At 41.1% G+C, this 17,884-nt stretch carries 11 protein-coding genes and 1 pseudogene; 6 read left to right on the top strand and 6 right to left on the bottom strand.

What is annotated here, in order from left to right; genetic code table 11:
• From G563_RS34325 to G563_RS0110545, 4 genes are all read left to right on the top strand, one after another.
• Positions 1-307, top strand: a 307-nt coding sequence (locus tag G563_RS34325) for a transposase family protein (RefSeq protein WP_037326431.1), incomplete at its 5' end; no start/stop codon positions are given.
• An 86-nt stretch (positions 308-393) separates the two neighbouring features.
• On the top strand, positions 394-1,101 hold the full coding sequence (locus G563_RS0110555) for a hypothetical protein (protein ID WP_157585226.1): 708 nt from the start codon (positions 394-396) through the stop codon (positions 1,099-1,101).
• Positions 1,102-1,404: 303 nt separating this feature from the next.
• On the top strand, positions 1,405-1,890 hold the full coding sequence (locus G563_RS0110550; RefSeq protein WP_028665291.1) for a cytidine deaminase: 486 nt from the start codon (positions 1,405-1,407) through the stop codon (positions 1,888-1,890).
• Positions 1,891-1,986: 96 nt separating this feature from the next.
• Positions 1,987-5,391, top strand: a complete 3,405-nt coding sequence (locus tag G563_RS0110545; protein ID WP_028665290.1) for a PVC-type heme-binding CxxCH protein — start codon at positions 1,987-1,989, stop codon at positions 5,389-5,391.
• 267 nt (positions 5,392-5,658) lie between these two features.
• On the opposite strand, the gene G563_RS0110540 is transcribed toward G563_RS0110545, so the two are convergent.
• The 6 genes and pseudogenes from G563_RS0110540 to G563_RS0110515 form a co-directional block, all read right to left on the bottom strand.
• A complete protein-coding gene (locus tag G563_RS0110540; protein ID WP_169579743.1) occupies positions 5,659-6,543 on the bottom strand; it encodes a DUF4249 family protein in 885 nt (294 codons plus the stop codon).
• A 1-nt stretch (position 6,544) separates the two neighbouring features.
• A complete protein-coding gene (locus tag G563_RS0110535; protein WP_028665288.1) occupies positions 6,545-7,186 on the bottom strand; it encodes a hypothetical protein in 642 nt (213 codons plus the stop codon).
• Positions 7,140-7,577: pseudogene (locus G563_RS39295) on the bottom strand (transposase); the annotation flags it as partial. The pseudogene G563_RS39295 and the gene G563_RS0110535, both read right to left, overlap by 47 nt.
• A gap of 87 nt (positions 7,578-7,664) precedes the next feature.
• Positions 7,665-10,406: a pentapeptide repeat-containing protein gene (locus G563_RS34315; RefSeq protein ID WP_051210891.1), complete on the bottom strand. Its 2,742-nt coding sequence runs from the start codon at positions 10,404-10,406 to the stop codon at positions 7,665-7,667.
• A gap of 215 nt (positions 10,407-10,621) precedes the next feature.
• Entirely contained in the window at positions 10,622-11,992 is a 1,371-nt protein-coding gene (locus tag G563_RS0110520) for a TrpB-like pyridoxal phosphate-dependent enzyme (RefSeq protein WP_028665286.1), read from the bottom strand.
• A 163-nt stretch (positions 11,993-12,155) separates the two neighbouring features.
• Complete coding sequence (locus G563_RS0110515) at positions 12,156-13,583, bottom strand: RICIN domain-containing protein (protein WP_028665285.1); 1,428 nt, start codon at positions 13,581-13,583, stop codon at positions 12,156-12,158.
• A 184-nt stretch (positions 13,584-13,767) separates the two neighbouring features.
• On the opposite strand from G563_RS0110515, the gene G563_RS0110510 reads away from it, so the two are divergent.
• Both G563_RS0110510 and G563_RS0110505 read left to right on the top strand, forming a co-directional pair.
• The gene (locus G563_RS0110510) at positions 13,768-14,409 is read left to right on the top strand and encodes a response regulator (RefSeq protein WP_028665284.1); all 642 of its coding nucleotides are present in this window, start codon (positions 13,768-13,770) and stop codon (positions 14,407-14,409) included.
• 88 nt (positions 14,410-14,497) lie between these two features.
• Positions 14,498-17,842, top strand: a complete 3,345-nt coding sequence (locus G563_RS0110505; protein ID WP_157585224.1) for a sensor histidine kinase — start codon at positions 14,498-14,500, stop codon at positions 17,840-17,842.
• Positions 17,843-17,884: the final 42 nt, after the last annotated feature.

Here is a 17,884-nt window from a genome sequence, read left to right as displayed (position 1 = left end):
TGTTGATTTAGGTTATCTTGGTATTCAGAAAGAATACAAATTTTTGTCTTTAAAGATTCCATTTAAAAAGCCCAAAAAAAGCAAAAAAAATCCTTATCCAAGCTTAACATTAGAGCAAAAAAACTACAACAAGTCTATTAGTAAAAAGCGAGTTTTTGTAGAAAATGCAATTGCAGGAATAAAACGTTATCATATTTTAATTAACAAGTATAGAGGAAAATCTAAGGAAAAATTTGATGAAAGTATTGAATTATGCGCAGGCCTTTGGAACTTCAAAATCGACTTTAAGAAAAAGATAACTTGTTAGTAATCAACAAGAAAACAACTCTATTAAAGAAACAAACCAAGATTCATTACTCAATTAACGATGCCAAGTCGATAGTTGTACCTAGTATGTCCAATAAATCATCTCAAAAAGAAAAAACCAAATTCAATTTATATACTACCATTCAAAAAATACATTTTAGCTATAACATTTCTCTCAATCAATACTTACCTATCGGTCAACAGTCTTATCAATTTGTTTATGATAAGAACCTCCTATCCAACAAAAATTTCAAAACGCCATTTTTCCCTGTTTACACAAACTCTTTAGGATTTGACATAAGCAAGAGAAGTACCATAGAGGTAAGAACTTACAAAAGCATTTTAAAAGATAATTACTTTTATGGAAATCAGCTAAATTTCAAATACACATTTTTAGTAAAAAAACTAGGCAATCCCTTATTCATAAAACCTCTTATAGGCACAGGAGCTTTTAGCACAGGATTTTATTTAGGAGAAATTTCTTCAGAAGAAACTATTAAAATAGACAATCAAAACTTTGGAACCAAAACTAATGCTTACTTAGGCGACAGAAAAACATTAGGAATATTGGGTTTTGAGTTAGATTACAGCAAAAAACGTCTTCATTATTTGTTTACATTTCAATATACACCCACTATTGTAAAGTGGGATGCTATACTTTTGAAAACAAGAAAAAATATTTTCATAACAAAAACGGCAGCTATCACTGATTTATCAGGCTCATTCCAATTACAACCTCAAAATATTTACCAAGGAATGTTGCCAATCGCGGTATCTGTGGGAATTGGTTTTTGATAGTTGAAGCTTTTTCATTATCGCCAACTTAAGTACTTACGCAGAATTAGGTAAGACTTTGCGGTCCGCCGCCGCGGCAAGTTTATAACCCTTCTGATTATCAATAGTATAAGCCTAAAACCGCGCGGCGGACCGTTTGGAAAGTCTATTTTTGCTCAATTACTTAATACTCTATAAAAGACATACTATTTCCGTTCTAAGGACGAAAGTTTCTGCTACTTTCTACGCACTTTATCCAAAAAACAATATCTTTAAGTTAAGTTTATTCATTTCCGATACCACCCCATTTCTCAGGCTTCGAGTATGCACAAGACCATTTCCTTTGACTATCAACTATTTGAAGACGACAGTTCACTAAATCCCAATTTGCAGCAACTGTTAAAAGCGGCCAACGACGCCATCAATCTTTCATATGCACCTTATTCAAGATTTCACGTTGGAGCAGCCTTGTTGTTGTCCAACGGGGAGATTATCAAAGGTAGTAACCAAGAAAATGCTTCGTTTCCGGCAGGAATCTGTGCGGAGCGGGTGGCGCTATCGGTAGCCTCTTCGCTTTTTCCTTCTGAAAAGATAATCACTGTGGCGATTGCCTATCGAAATGGCGCCGAAACGGTTTCGTTTGATACGATTTTGTCTCCGTGTGGTATTTGTCGGCAAAGTTTGTTAGAAACCACCCAACGCCAACAAAGTGACATTGGGGTTATTTTGAGCAGTCCTACGGGGCAAATTATTTATCTTGAGCGTGCAGCACATCTACTTCCATTGGCATTTTCTTCATTGCACTTATAGCACAAAAAAAACAATACCTATAAGTATAAACCCATACTTATCCGTCTTCTCTGGATTAGGTTTATTCACTTTTGATACTCATAAACATATTAACCCATGATTTTAGAAAGGCACGCTAAAATAAAGCTGTCCGCATCGCTAGGAATAGCTTTTTTGGTGGTTTCGTGCATGAAAATGCCCCGTAGCAGTCAGCCTGTTATGGTCAAAGAAGACCCTAGCAAAGCCCTCGCTAACGCCAAAGAAATCCGCGACAAAACGCCCATCAAATTGGCCGAAGGCTTACAAATGACCCTTTGGGCATCTGACTCACTAGCCCCCGACCCCGTAGCGATGGCTATCGACGACCAAGGCCGGGTGTATCTTAATCGTACCAATCGTCAAAAAAACTCCGAGTTTGACATTCGTGGACACCGCGATTGGATGACCGAATCCATTGGCCTTCAAACGGTTGAAGACCGCCGTGCTTTTTTGCGGAAAACCTTCTCTCCCGAGCGTAGCAAGGAAAACGAATGGTTGGCTGATTTGAACGAAGACGGCTCTCATGACTGGAAGGACTTGGCCGTTGAAAAAGATGAAATCTGGCGACTAGAAGATACCAACAACGACGGTATTGCCGATGTTTCGCTCCGCATTTTAGAAGATTTTTATGAAGAAGTCACCGACGTGGCCGGCGGTATGCTCGTGCGTGCCAAGGATATTTTTGTGGGAATCGCCCCCGACTTGTGGCGCCTAGAAGACAAAAACGGAGACGGTATCATTGATAAAAAAACCTCAATTAGCCACGGCTATGGCGTACACATTGGTTTTAGTGGGCACGGTATGTCGGGCGTAACAGAAGGCCCCGACGGACGTATTTACTGGAACATCGGTGATATTGGAGCCAACATCACGACCGCCGACGGCAAGAAGTTTGAGCATCCCAACTCAGGTATCATTGCCCGCTCCAACCCCGATGGTAGCGATTTCGAAATTTTTGCCCACGGTCTCCGCAATACCCACGAATTTGTATTTGATGAATACGGCAACCTCATCTCTTCCGACAACGACGGCGACCACCCCGGCGAAAGTGAGCGCTTGGTCCACGTAGTGCAAGGCTCCGATGCTGGCTGGCGCTCCAATTGGCAATACGGCAAATACACCGACCCCAAAAACAACAAATACAAAGTGTGGATGGACGAAAAACTCTTCAAACCACGCTGGGACGGTCAGGCAGCTTATATCATTCCGCCTATCATGAATTACCACAATGGCCCTACGGGTATGGTTTACAACCCTGGCACGGCCTTGGGGTCAGACTGGAAAAACAAATTTTTCTTGGTCGAATTTGTCGGTACACCTACGCGTTCCCACATTTGGTCGTTTGGTCTCAAGCCCAAAGGCGCTTCTTTTGAGCTCGACGGCGAAAAAGACGTAGTGAGTGGCATCTTACCTACAGGTATCAAATTTGGACCCGACGGTGCGCTCTACGTAGCCGACTGGATCAACGGCTGGGATACCAAAAATTATGGTCGGGTCTGGAAAATGGACGTGATGTCCAACAAAAACGACCTCGCCGCTATCCGTCAAGAAACCAAGCGATTGATTCAGCTGGATTATGCTTCTCAAAACGAAGAGATGCTGTATTCGTTGCTTTCAAATGCGGATATGAGAGTCCGTCAAAAAGCGCAGTTTGAACTCGTCAATCGTGGTAAAAAAGGCTTACCAAGTTTGTCGAAAGCCATTGACCAAACCCAAAGCCAACTGGCACGCATCCACGGCATTTGGGGGGTAGGTCAGTTGGCACGCCAAGATAAGGCTTACGCCTCCACCTTGATGCCTTTGCTCAAAGACAAAGACTCTGAAATCGTGACCCAAGCCGCCAAAATGCTGGGTGATGCCCGCATCGCAACCGCTGGTAATGACCTCATTCCTTTACTCAAAAATTCCAATCCTCGCGTTCGTTTTTACGCCGCCGAAGCTTTGGGGCGCATCTCCTATGGTGATGCCATAACACCGCTCATCGAAATGCTCGCCGCCAACAACGACGAGGATGTTTATATCCGCCACGCGGGTGTGTTGGCACTATCACGTATCGGAAAAGCAGAACCAATGGCAGCCTTAGCCAACAATCCTAGCAAAGCCCTTCGCACCGCAGCGGTACTGGTACTCAGAAGATTGCGTAGCGACAAAATCGCGGTCTTTTTGCAAGACAAAGACGAATATATTGTAGCCGAAGCCGCTCGCGCGATCAACGACGACCTTTCTATCCCAACGGCATTGCCTGCCTTGGCCGCTACCTTAAAAGACGCAAGATTTACTTCTGAGGTGATTTTGCGCCGTGCCATCAACGCCGCATTGCGCGTAGGCGGTGACCAAGAATTACAGATGGTGATTGATTTTGCGCGCCGTACCGATATCAAAGACGACATCAAGGCCGAGGCACTAGCCACGATTGGTACTTGGGCCAATCCTTCGGTCATGGACCGCGTGGATGGCCGCCACCGTGGCAAAATCGAGCGCGATTTGGCATCGGTCAAGTCCAAAGTAGCGCCTTTTGTTTCGGGCTTTTTAAAAGAGAAAAACCCCGAAACTCTCATCGCCGTAGCGGGTCTTTTGGCTGACCTTAAAATGCCCGAAGCCAACGCCCAACTTGCCGCTATTTATGATGCTACTGAGGAGCCTAAAGTGAAAGCAGCTATCTTGCCCGCCCTCAACCAACTGGGCTATGCTCAAATGGATGCTATCATCAAAAAAGGCATGGACGATAAAGAAGAAAGCGTACGCACCGTGGCGTTGGGACTTCTAAACAACAACAACGTAACTAAAACCAGCCTGCCGACCATCGTCAATTCTATCTTTAGCAAAGGTTCGGTACGCGAACAGCAAAAAATGCTCGAAGTACTTGGCAAAATGGAGGCCGACAAAACACAAGTGATTTTAGACGGCTTGATTGACCAACTCAAAGACAAAAAACTTTCGCCCAATCTTTCCCTCGAACTCAAAGAAGCAGTAGAGGCATCGGGTGTAGCGGCGCTCAAAACCAAAATGGCAACCTTAAAACCAAACGCTTCGGCTTTGGACGAATACGCCGAAACGCTTTTTGGCGGAAATCGCTTTGCAGGACGTAATATCTTCAACTCCAACTCTACCGCTCAATGTGTACGCTGCCATGCGATTGGCAACACGGGCGGCGCGGTGGGGCCCGCTCTCACGCACATTGGCGACGTACTCACCCGTGAGCAACTTCTCCAAGCCCTTGTCGAACCAAGTGCGCGGATTGCGCCGGGTTTTGGCTCCGTAATGCTGACCCTCAAAGACGGAAATGTAGTAAATGGCACATTAGCCAAAGAAACCGCCGAAGAATTAACCCTTACGACTTCCGATGCCGAACCTTTGGTAATTCCAGTAGGACGTATTGCCAAACGCGAAAATATGCCTTCAGGTATGCCCCCAATGGGTTCGCTACTCTCTAAACGCGAAATACGCGACGTAATTGAGTTTTTGGCAAATTTGAAGAAGTAGGCTAGACTCTTCTACAAAAAACCGCCGCAGAGCTTGAGCTTTGCGGCGGTTTTTTGTGTGTTAGTCATCCAAAAATAATATGGAAAAATTGAAATTTTTCAAGTCTTTTCTGGACAGTATATCATTCTAGCATTGATTTTAAAGTGTGAATTTAAAATAATGGTATTTATTTTAAACCCAGACTTTAAAATAATAAGGATAAATCCCACTTTCCTAAAAAATGACCATATGAACCAATTTGTAGAACAATACTTTGGCTAGTGAAAATTACAACTTAATTCGCTTTTGATAATACCCTCCAAAAAAGCCTAATCCATTTTCAATGTTAGAAGGCAGCAAAACAGGTTCTTTGAATCGCTCAAAAAAAGTGTTCAAGTCCGTCTGATTTTGTGAAACATCGGTAATGAACTCAAAAATAGACTGCTGATTAGCCTGATTTTGATTGTACTGAGCAGACCTTTTGTTGAAGAAATCGGAAGTTGCCTTGTCGATATTATAAAACAGCAGTGTGAATTTGGTGGTATCCGAGACAGAACTACTTTTTGGTAAAGTCCCTTTAGCGGTATAGTTCAAATTTCCATTGTCTGAGATAGTTATAGAAGTACGCGCAATACCCTCCCAATCTATGCCCGAACTAGATATTCTTCCTAACTGAGCATTCCAATAGTTGATTGAAAGACTATATACATTGCTTTCATCGGGCGTATCTTTCCAATTTACCTTTATTTCTACGTTCTGCTTATCCTGTATTAGTTGAATCGTTGGCGAAATCTCTTTTAAGGTTTTATAAGTGGCTTTTAGGGGAGTTTGGTTAGGAATTTCTACTAATAATTCATAGTTGGTATCATACCTTACAAAGCTTTTCGTCACCGTCTGATAGCGTTGAATTGAATCGACATACTGTAATTGTAGCTGCTCTGCCCCAGACTTGATATTCACTTTCGCATTTTTGACAACCATATCAGAAGTCTTAAATTCTTGTCCAAGGGGATTGATAGTCGAAACAAAGGCCGTAACCAACGAATCTGTAGGAGAGATAACGGCAACAACAGCAAATTTTGGACTTGCTTTAGGAGATAGAGGGCTGACTTCTATACAGTTAGAGGTGATGACCCATACCAAAATCCATAAAAAGATGCTTCTACAGTTCATATTACCACTTGACATTATAACTAACTGACGGGACAATGGGAAACAAAGCACGGCTTCTCAATTCATATTTTACAGTTCCTTGCCGTGGATTTTCTATCGTTTCTACTGAATAATAAAACGGATTTTGGCGATTATAGGCATTGTAAAACCCAATTTCCCAGAAACGTTCAAAATATTTGCGTTTGCGATGAAATTGAATGCCTACGTCTAACCGATGAATTGCTTTGGTACGGTACGCATTCATTGCCCCATAATCTATCAAACCTATTCTATCGTTTTTAAAAGAAACAAACGAACTCAAAGGTGCGGTTAGGGGATTGCCACTTGCATAAATCCAGTTGGCTGATAACCTGACCCTTGGCTTCAGCGCATACGTACTCACAAGTTCAAACTCATGACGGCGGTCTTGGCGTGAATAAAAAGGAGTACCTGCATTCAAATCGGGAAATTGACGAATAGACCAAGCCAATGTATAGCCAATCCAACCCTTTAGTTTACCTGCGTTTTTTTTCAGTAAAGCCTCATATCCATACGCCCAGCCCTGGCCTGAAGTGAGTTTATTTTCCCAAAAATTAGTTTCTTCGTTGGGGTCACATCTACAAAATAGGCATTGTCTTTGTAACTTGACGTGAATTATGGACACAGATTTGGAATTGATTAGGCATGACAATAGAAGGCTTGTGTCCAAGAAAACAATAAGCAATTAATCCACTGAAGATACTGCATTGTGCATTAATAGGACTGCGATAACGGGTATGTTCAATATCCAATACCGATGTTAGTAGGTAGTTGACTGATTCAATCAGTCCCCTCTAGCGTAACTTGAGTTCGTCTGACAACTTCATGAGTGTATTTTTCATGCGCCGTTGGAGTTTAGTACCCAACTGCAAGGCTTGCTCATAAAATTGGGCAAAGAGTTTAGTGAGGTAGACCCGGTCGCCGAAGCACTGCCCCTGCAAACCGCCTAATATCTCTGTCAATACAGCCGCGTTATTGTCAGCTACATTGCCTAGTGTAAGTACGAATTTAATCAATAGCTATCATTTCACTCTTAGTAAGTTGACCTGCTCAGCCAGTAGGCAAGATACCCTGTTGAGTTTGCCTAGATTACATAATTCACGTTAAATAAATCTCTCTTCAACCTCTATTAAATCAACTTCTCTTAAATCAACCTCTCTTAAATCAACCTCTCTTAATTTAGCCTTAGTTAGATTAGCACCTGTTAGATTAGCTTTTGTTAGACTAGCACCTGTTAGATTAGCTTTTGTTAGACTAGCACCTGTTAGATTAGCGCCTCTTAGATTAGCGCCTCTTAGATTAGCGCCTCTTAGATTAGCATCTGTTAGATTAGCGTCTGTTAGATTAGCCCACATCATCTGCGAATCAATAAATTGAGTTTTTTCCAAAAATGTTTTCACAAGAGTAGCAAAATGAAATCTACATTTAAAAAAAATAGAGTTATTAAAATCAGCCCTGTAAAAATCCACCATATCAAAGCAGCAATCTGATAATTTAAGAAAATTAAGACATTGATAAGCTAAAACATTTTTGGCACTCGTTCTTTGAGGTTGAAGTGTTGAAAACCAAGCTCCAAAAGCAGTTTCAGATTGCACTTCAATTTTTGAATGTAGCTGGGTTTGTCTAACACATGCACTATGGAATGCTAGCAAGGCTTCACCTGCGTTACGAAAAACTCGTGTTTCTTCTTTATGGCTTCTTCGTTCTTTTCCCAATGGCATTCCTTGGTTTATTACAATAGATAATAAATGTGAAAAATTTTCTTGCCAACTGATTAGTTTTTCTTTCGGGTATCGCATTATCTCGTCTAAAACAAAACTAAATAGATAACCATCCATAGCTGTCTCACCTGTCATTTCAACCCATATTCCTAAAGCCGTCTCCTCATCCCACCCTTCATCATAATTGCTTTTTCGAGCATTTAACTGTTTATCTATCCTTTCAGCTTGTTTTACTAAACGAACTGCAGTTAAATATTCCCCAAAGCTCTTATGAGTAAATTCAAATGTTTGCTCTCCATCCTGAATACCAAATTCTCTAAAGTAGAAAGCCGTTAATAATCTAATAATTCCAGACTTAGCGTCTGTCTTAAATCGTTCTAAAAGTTGCTTAATATTATTTCTTTCAATATGTCTTTCGATTTTTTTTACTGAAGTTGTCCGTGTATCACCTCCATGCCATGCGGAAATAGCTATTTCTTCTAAAATCCTGGAAAAGTCTTGAATAGAAAGATGTTCAATGTTTTTATGTTGACGTTTTTCATAAGCACGATCGTAAACGCCTTCTAACAAATCACGATAAATATCATTTAAATTTGTGTTTATAGTAAATTTAATTTTACCTCGTTCAACACTTAGTGCAACTAAGTAATTAAGTAAAGGCTGGGCTGTTATTTCTTCTAATTTATCTAATTGCAAAGCTTGTGGCATCCTTTCATAAATATTCCCCTTTAATTTTCCATATTTTTCCCACCAATCATGTCTTTGATCTTGCTGTACTATACTTTTTTGAGTACCATCTAAGTTTTCAAAAAAATTATCATGAATTTTATAAGGCAATAAATGTAGAACCTGTTTGGGAATCTGAAACTCAACTGTATTACCCTGAATGGCTAACTCACGACCTGTTACTAAAAACAATGTCTTTATATGGTTCGGCCGATTGCTGTAGGAGTTAAAAGTGTTTAAACTTTGGATGAATCGGCTGGCTATTTCAGTAGCCATACTTCCTTGCTGCGATAGTTCATCTAAGCCATCGAAAATAATTAATAGTTTTTTACCCTCCTCTTGAAGGGGATTAAATGAAAATTTAATATCAGTATTTAATTGTACGTATTTACCAATAGAATCTACTAAATCTCCTTGAATATCAAATAGATGCAAAGAAACAAAAAGTACATTAAAGTCTTGTCTATTAGAAATAGAGGCCGCCCAAATTTTTGCGAAAGAAGATTTGCCAGAACCAGGTCCACCACTTAAAAAGCGGATACATTCACGTGGCTCTTTGGAACGAAGCCATTCATCTAATGTATCATTTAGATTTACAGGAATTCGGCATTTTTTTTCTTCACCTGATTTTTGGTGTATAAGAGTGTCTTCATCCTTACTGTTTCCTTTTTCGTAATAATAAGCTCGAAGTGGAATGAAAATTTGATTTAAGCTAAAAGGTTCATCAAAAACAGATTGTTCAATTTGCTGTTGCAGAAAAGCATCATACCGTTTCCATTCTAGTTCTCTCTTAGCAGCTCCAGTAAAAGGTGTTTCCGTTTTCTTTAATAGAGGTTCATAAACACTTGGGTTGCTTCTCCATTCATCATTAAGTGCCATTACAAAATAAGCTGGCAGTCGATTAGAAATATTTTGTGCCGCATTTTTATCAACTTCAAAAAACATAAGCCAATTTTGAAAAAAACCAACAAAATCTATCAACAGAGAAAGAGATCGTGGATTTGTAAAAGTTTCTAATGAAATAGCTAGTTCTTTTTTTTCCAAAACACTATTCATATCATCAAGAAATTTTACATAATCAGGATTATCATAAAGTTCAGATGTAGATTTTAAATCTTCACTCAAAAGAAAGGCATTTTCAAGAGTTAAGTTATGTGCTGCATTAACCATTGCTTTTAGAAGCAACATGTAAGCTAATCCTGATATGTCGCTTTTAAGTTCAAATGCATTAAAAATATCACTTAGCTCTTTAACTCCATCAACGGGAGTCATAGGTTTAAACTTGAACATTAAAACAGATTTAGTAAGAGCCACAAAAAGCTTTTTAAAATCCATTTTCACAATTTTATTATACCATTTTATAGGTTTTTTTATGGGAATTAAAGTAGTATCTTTCATAAGATTAGTCTTGCAGGTTATAATAATATTTTATCAAAAATATCAAATTTCTCAATATGAGAAAAAATTTTCATTCACTCTTTAATTTCCACAAAGACAATAGAGAAATATTGAATCTTCCAACTCTTTCAAATTCTATCGCAAGATGTCTACATATTCTAATTTTAGAAGTAAACTACCCCAAGCGACACTAAAAGTATCGCCTGGGGTGGTATTTAGGCTACAGGATACCCTTCCAACTCCTTCAAGCCCGATTTGAGCTCTTCGTCGGTTAGGTAGTGGTCGGCGAGTTTGCCGTCGAAATAATCGGTATAGGCCTGCATATCCAAGAAACCGTGTCCGCAAAGATTAAAAAGAATGGTTTCGGATTTGCCTTCTTCTTTGCAGCGCTGCGCCTCGCGAAATACCTGCGCAATGCCGTGCGTAGCCTCAGGCGCGGGGATGATTCCCTCCGCTTTGGCAAACGCCACTCCCGCTTCAAAACACTCTAATTGCTGAATAGCGTTGGCTTCGATGAGGCCGTCTTTGAGCAACTGCGAACACAGCACCGACGCGCCATGATAGCGCAAACCACCCGCATGAATCGCCGCCGGGCGGAAATTGTGCCCCAGCGTATACATTGGCAACAAAGGCGTAAAACCCGCCGAATCGCCAAAATCATAACGAAACTCCCCTTTGGTCAGTTTGGGACAAGAAGCAGGCTCTACCGCAATGGCCCGTACTTTTTTGCCTTGGGTGAGGTTTTGGTGAAGGAAGGGAAATGAAATGCCTGCGAAGTTGGAACCTCCCCCTAACGGTGCAATCACAACGTCAGGAAAATCACCCGCTTTTTCCATCTGTACCAAACACTCTTGCCCAATGATGGTCTGATGCATGAGTACGTGGTTGAGTACGCTCCCAAGGGCGTATTTGCAATTTTCATCCTGCACAGCACATTCGATGGCTTCCGAAATCGCAATACCCAAGCTGCCGGGAGTGTCAGGATATTGTTCCAAAATCTTCCGTCCCGATGCCGTAAGCTCCGAAGGAGAAGGGTAAATTTTGGCCCCAAAAGACTCAATCAAAGCTTTGCGGTAGGGTTTTTGGTTGTAGCTAATCCGTACCTGAAATACTTCACATTCGATGTCAAACATCTGACACGCAATCGCCAAGGCAGTTCCCCATTGTCCAGCTCCTGTTTCGGTGGTGATGCGTTTTACGCCTTCCATTTTGTTATAATACGCCTGCGCCACGGCGGTATTGGTTTTGTGACTTCCTGAGGGACTTACACCTTCGTATTTGTAATAAATCTTGGCAGGTGTATCAAGCATTTTTTCTAAGCGGTGCGCCCGAAACATCGGCGTAGGTCGCCATAGTTTGTAGATTTCGCGTACTTCTTCAGGGATCTCAATGTAGCGCTCTTGCGAAACTTCTTGCTTGATAAGCTCCATCGGAAACAACGGCGCCAAATCGCCCGGCCCTACGGGTTGCTTGGTAGCAGGGTGAAGCGGCGGCAGGGGTTTGTTGGGCATATCGGCCTGAATGTTGTACCACTGTCTCGGAATTTCGTCTTCGCTGAGAAGGATTTTATATTGTTTTTCTGCCATGATTGATGGAATTAAGGATGATTAAGAAATAGGCTTTAAACTTAGAAACTATTTTCCCCTCTCGCAACAGATTCTCAAAAAACAAAATGCCCCACAAGAAAATCTTATGAAGCAAATCTTTACAAGTAGCCCAGTCTTAAACTTTAGTTTACATATCTAGCTTTTATTGTTTTAGAGGTGTTAGGTCTAGGATAATGGTATAAAGCACTTCATCATCAATCACTTTTTCTCCTAATTTGTAGGCTAACGTACCTTGGTAAGTTTTGGGATTAGCGTAGAATACAAAACCTTCAAAGAACGCCTGCACATCTGAGCCTTGATTTGAGACCAACACCATTTCCTTAAATTGGGTTTTGAGCTTAAAATTGATGGTGACACTATTGGGAATATAATTGGCCTGTCGGGCTTTAAAAATCGCTTGGGCATAGATGGGGAAATTGCCACTTGCCAAAGCCGGAAGCTCCGCTAATCCAGAATACTGTCCAGCTGTTTTTTCGATAATATCTTTTCCCATTTTCCAAATTCCCGAAATGGTATTGCTGTAAGTTTTGTCTTCAAAACTAAAATCCTTGATTTGTTTGGAGTATTGAGAGCCTAAGCTATAAGAAATATTGGGTCCATCTTTAGAGACTCCTACCGTAAATTGACTCATATCTGTCAGCGTACCTTCTGAGTTGAGGTTGAGGGGTCCCCAAGCATCTTTCTCAAAATCATCGGATATAGTAATACTGGTTTCTACGCGATTGGTATAAAAACCCCGCTCTAGTTTTTTGTTGACATAAGTTTGAGGATTGATATTGATAGAACTACCCTCTGTAGTAAGGTGAACATACAAAACGCCGTCTTTGATACTAGCCTTGGGACGAAATTTTATGTTGGCAATCGCGAGCTGAGGATTCAGATATTTGTCGGGGATATTGTTAAAAGTATATTCCAGATACTTTCCTTGATTAGTAAGTGCTACCATACTCGATGTAAGCGTGGGTGCATTTCCATTATATAAAGCACCGTTGATTAACAAGCTCGTAGCCACATTTCTGGCTTGAAGCGTGAGGGGAGGTTTATAAGTTTCAGGAAACTTGCGCGATTCTACGGTTTCGATTTTCCAGTAAGCACTATTCCATGCTTCTGATCCTATCGAACTGATTTCGAGTGGCCCACGCTCCACGTGCAAATATTCTTTGGTCCAGTAATTGATGATCAGCGTCAATCCTTGATTGAGAGGTCTGAGCAGCCAAAGGGCGCTATGCCAGCCGGGCTGGATTTTTCCACAAGAGAGTGTTCTTGTTTCGTTGTGAAGGTAGTCGCCCGTAGCGGCATTTTTGATGCGTACTAGAGGAGCATAATTGGGTCCACCAAAGGGTTCAATTATCCAAGTTGCGTTGGTAACAGTATTATTGCTGACTACCTTACCATCTTCTAAGCCTATTTTTCCGGGGCGATAAAAATTGGTGATGGTTTTGGTCTGCGCATTAGCAAACATTGCAAACACCCAAAGCCCCAAGAAGATAGAGATTGTTTTTATTCTGTCAATGTTTGTAAAATACAAATTTAGAATAACAAAACGCGAAGGCATTACCAAGTTTTTCATTTGATTTTGAGAGTGTTAGTAAACAATATCGTTGAACGTAATGACACAAAATTGGCACAAATCCAAACTCATTTCAATCACCCAAACAGGTGAAAAAAAGTGGAAATTTTCATGTAAAATCACCCCACAGGGTGATAGTTTTCTTAAGGTTTTGCTTCTAATTTTGTGTAAATTTCCTAAGATTATGACCCCCGCTAAAATCAGTATAATAGAAGACAATAAGGTGATTCGGGACAATGTTTCCAAGTTTATTGGTTTTCATGAAGAATTCGAAATCACGACGGTACAGCCTTCTATTGAATCGTTCTTTCGGGTTTTTGACCTCGATCATCGTTTACACACCGACATCCTCTTGCTAGACATTGGCTTGCCGGGGATGTCTGGGATTGAGGCATTGCCATATATATTCGAACGCTTGCCCGATGTCAACGTTGTGATGCTGACTACCTACGAAGAAGAAGACATTATTTTGAAAGCTCTCTGCTCGGGAGCCTGCTCATATATCTCCAAAAAAGCTAGTCTGACCGAAATCGTAGATGCACTACGGATTGTGGTAAACGGGGGATCGTATATGTCGCCTTCTATCGCTCGAGAAATAGTAAACCACCTCATGGGCGGCCGAGTGAGCAAGGCAAGTATCTTAACCGACCGTCAAAAAGAAATATTGGAAATGCTAGTGGATGGCAAGAGTTATGGGGCTATTTCTGAAAAGCTGTTTATTTCGATTGAAACTGTACGGTCTCACATCAAAAAAATGTATAAAATACTGCAAGTCAACAACAAAACAGAAGCCATCACAAAATATATGAAGGGTCAAATTGGATAATTAAAACCTACAAATAGTATCCTAAACAGATAAAATATTTCTATATTTGATATATATATGCTGTATTAGCCCTTATCTATATTCTATTTTGAAACTTCACAAACTCCTCGCCGGCCTTGTGTATGTTGCAATGATTGTGCTGCTTTGTTATTGTACTCAGTCAGCCCATCAGCCTAAACTTGCTTTCACTTCGAAAGTGATAAAAACCAACGGTCAAGTCATTAGTATCGATACTATGCTACCACCTCAGGTGAGGACATTGGGACTCCAAAAAATAATACCCATAGGCAACCCCGCAGTATTGCCCATCAAAAATCGTAACCAACCTGCCCGTACTACTGTAGTAGCAGCTGAAATACCTATTACCAAAACGCCAGGAAAAGACTCATTCCTTTTGCTGAAGGTAGTTTCGGCTACTCCTAAGAGCGTGGTTGCTCTTCTTCCTCAGGTAGCACTGGCACAACCTGCTTATGCCAAAGATTATAATCCTTATAATTTTAATCTTTATGGGCTATTTCAGGGCTTGGTCGAAACCCAAATTCATACCATGTGCCGCGATAAGACTGGCAATATTTGGTTCGGAACCTTTAATGGCATCTCCAAATACAACGGCAAAACCTTCGAAAACTACACAACCTGCCAAGGCTTGATTGACAATTTCATAGAATGTATCATCGAAGATCATCTCGGAAATATGTGGTTTGGATGTCGGGAGGGTATTTCAAAGTTCGACGGGCAGACCTTCACCAACTACACCACAAGAGAAGGCCTAAGTGACAATCATATCTTGGGGATTTTTGAGGATAGCCAAGGCAATATCTGGTTTTCTACTCAAAGCAACGGAGTGTCTAAATTAGATAAATCGGGCAAAACTTTTACTCACTTTACGAAAAAACAAGGATTGGCGGTGAGAGTTTTTACCATGACCGAAGACCGTGCTGGCAATATGTGGTTTGGCACAGAATCAGAAGGGCTGATTAAATATGACGGAAAAAGTTTCTCTCATTACACCAAAAAACAAGGACTGAGCGATAATTCTATCATGCATGTTATAAGAGATCGAGTCGGAAATCTTTGGCTGGGAACTTGGAGTGGCGTAACCAAGTTTGACGGCAAAAATTTTCACCATACTATAGGGCTCACCAACGGTTGGATCAGCAATGTGCTAGAAGATCGACAGGGAACTATTTGGTTTGGAGCCTTACCCGGCGGCGTATTTAGTTTGGATAAAACAGGCCGTACCATCACCCATATCACCACCAAAGAAGGATTGGCAGACGATGAAGTTTCTTCTATTGTAGAAGACCCAGCCGGCAACCTGTGGTTTGGAAGCTACAAAGGTGTGATCAAATACAGCCGTAGATTTAGCACCCTTACGCAACAAGATGGATTGGTGAACAACACCGTCAGAAGTATCATTGAAGACCGACATCACAACATTTGGGTGGGATCCGAAGCAGGCGGAGGACTAGCTCACTTCGACTTCAATCAAAAAACAATTACCAACTATACCCCCAAAGAAGGTCTTAGCCATGATAGTGCCATTAGTTTGTTGGAAGATAAAAAAGGCAATATTTGGGTAGGCTCCTTATATAACCACATGGTGCGGCTCAATGCCGACCACAAAACCTTTACCCACTTCACTGAAAGTGGCAGTTTTATTGTTTGTATTTTTGAAGATAAGGCAGGCAATGTATGGTACAGCTCGCGTGAAGAGGGGGGCGTTTTTAGAATCAACGTAGATACCCAAACCAGAACTCATTTTAGGGTACAACAAGGACTTTGCCACGACCAAGTCGTTCAGATTTTTCAGGACAAAGCCGAAAATATGTGGTTTTGCACGTTTGGAGGTGTATCCAGATTGGACAAAGACGGTCGTACGTTTACTAATTTCACCGAAAAAGAAGGCATGGCATTCGGTATTTTTGAAAGTATGATAGAAGACCAACGAGGCGATTTCTGGTTTGGCACGCTAGGTGGTGGAATTACGCGCTTGGATTTACGCCACCATACACTAAGACATTTTACCGAATCGGAGGGTCTGAGTCATAATACCGTATTTGGCCTCCGTGAAGACAAAGCTGGAAACCTTTGGATTTCGAGCCGAACAGGGTTGAATAAGTTATCAAAAAAAGAATTGGAAAAAATCGCCGCCACTCCCGAAGTCCCTGTTATTCCATTTTTTAAAAAATATACCTCTGAAAACGGGAACACGGGTTTTGCAGAAGGTCGGTATTATCTTCTTGAAACTACAAATGGTGACTTATGGATGCCCAAAATGGATCGCCTAACGATTTATCATCCTCCTCAAGATGTGCTCAATCGCGAAGTCCCCACCGTGCTCCTCACCAATATAAAACTTTATAATGAAAAAATTCCGTGGAAAAAAGACACCTCTTTCGTATTAAAAAATGGATTCACTGTTCAAGATTTTCATTTCAAACAATTGTCGCAATGGCAAATGCTACCTGAAGAGTTGAGTTTGGCTTTTGATAACAATTTTCTCACTTTTGAATTTGCAAGTATCAATACAAATTCGCCTCAAGCCCTCAGCTATCAGTATCAACTACAAGGGCTAGAAAGCAGCCCGAGTGCCCTCACTCAACGCTCAGAAGCAACTTACGGCAACTTATCACCTGGTCACTATACGTTTAAAGTCAAAGCCATGAACGAAGAAGGAATATGGAGCAAAGAATTGTCGTATTCATTCACAATCCGCCCACCTTGGTGGAAAACTTGGTGGTGTTATTTGCTTTATTCGTTGATTATCGGAGGGATTGTGTATCTTTTTATTCAGTATCGAGTGGCACAACGGGTTGGCCAAATTAAGGCGATGGAAGCCATTAGGATCAAAATCTCTAGCGACCTCCATGATGATGTAGGCTCTATCTTGTCGGGATTGGCAATGCAATCTCAAATGATGGCCTTTTCGGCCAATACATCTCAATCTCAAAAAGAATCACTCAACGAAATAAGCGACATGAGCCACGATGCCATGGAACGCATGCGCGACACGGTCTGGGCGATTGACTCTCGTAAAGATAAATACGAAAACCTCATTGACCGAATGCGGGCTTTTGCCGAAAAAAATCTCAATAGAAAACAAATTGGACATCATTTCTCCATAGAAATAGAAGACACAAGGAAGTTTATCGACCCTCAAAAACGCCAAAATATTTACCTTATTTTTAAAGAAGCCATCACCAATATCTGCAAACACTCTAGCGCCACTCATGTCGAGATTCGTTTTGTGGTGGAGCAAAAACAACTCCTCTTATATATTCACGACAATGGTGCTCTGCCGGCGGCGGCATCCACTACGGTGTCGGATGGCCTTGGCTTAGCCAACATGCAAATGCGGGCTTCTCAGATTGGCGGTAAACTAAAGACCCAATACGACCATGGTTTCAAAATAGAACTTACCATTTCATAAATATAAGTAGGTAGAAAACTCTCTATTTTGGCTTTTAAAATA

It is taken from the genome of Runella zeae DSM 19591, assembly GCF_000423565.1.
GTDB lineage: Bacteria > Bacteroidota > Bacteroidia > Cytophagales > Spirosomataceae > Runella > Runella zeae.
This window is presented reverse-complemented; position numbering and strand designations above follow the sequence as displayed.

Excerpts from the sequence above, each read along its gene's own strand:
- G563_RS0110555 (WP_157585226.1), top strand. The coding sequence starts at position 394 with ATGTCCAATAAATCATCTCAAAAAGAAAAAACCAAATTCAATTTATAT.
- G563_RS0110550 (WP_028665291.1), top strand. The coding sequence starts at position 1,405 with ATGCACAAGACCATTTCCTTTGACTATCAACTATTTGAAGACGACAGT.
- G563_RS0110545 (WP_028665290.1), top strand. The coding sequence starts at position 1,987 with ATGATTTTAGAAAGGCACGCTAAAATAAAGCTGTCCGCATCGCTAGGA.
- G563_RS0110540 (WP_169579743.1), bottom strand. The coding sequence starts at position 6,543 with ATGAACTGTAGAAGCATCTTTTTATGGATTTTGGTATGGGTCATCACC.
- G563_RS34315 (WP_051210891.1), bottom strand. The coding sequence starts at position 10,406 with ATGAAAGATACTACTTTAATTCCCATAAAAAAACCTATAAAATGGTAT.
- G563_RS0110520 (WP_028665286.1), bottom strand. The coding sequence starts at position 11,992 with ATGGCAGAAAAACAATATAAAATCCTTCTCAGCGAAGACGAAATTCCG.
- G563_RS0110515 (WP_028665285.1), bottom strand. The coding sequence starts at position 13,583 with ATGAAAAACTTGGTAATGCCTTCGCGTTTTGTTATTCTAAATTTGTAT.
- G563_RS0110510 (WP_028665284.1), top strand. The coding sequence starts at position 13,768 with ATGACCCCCGCTAAAATCAGTATAATAGAAGACAATAAGGTGATTCGG.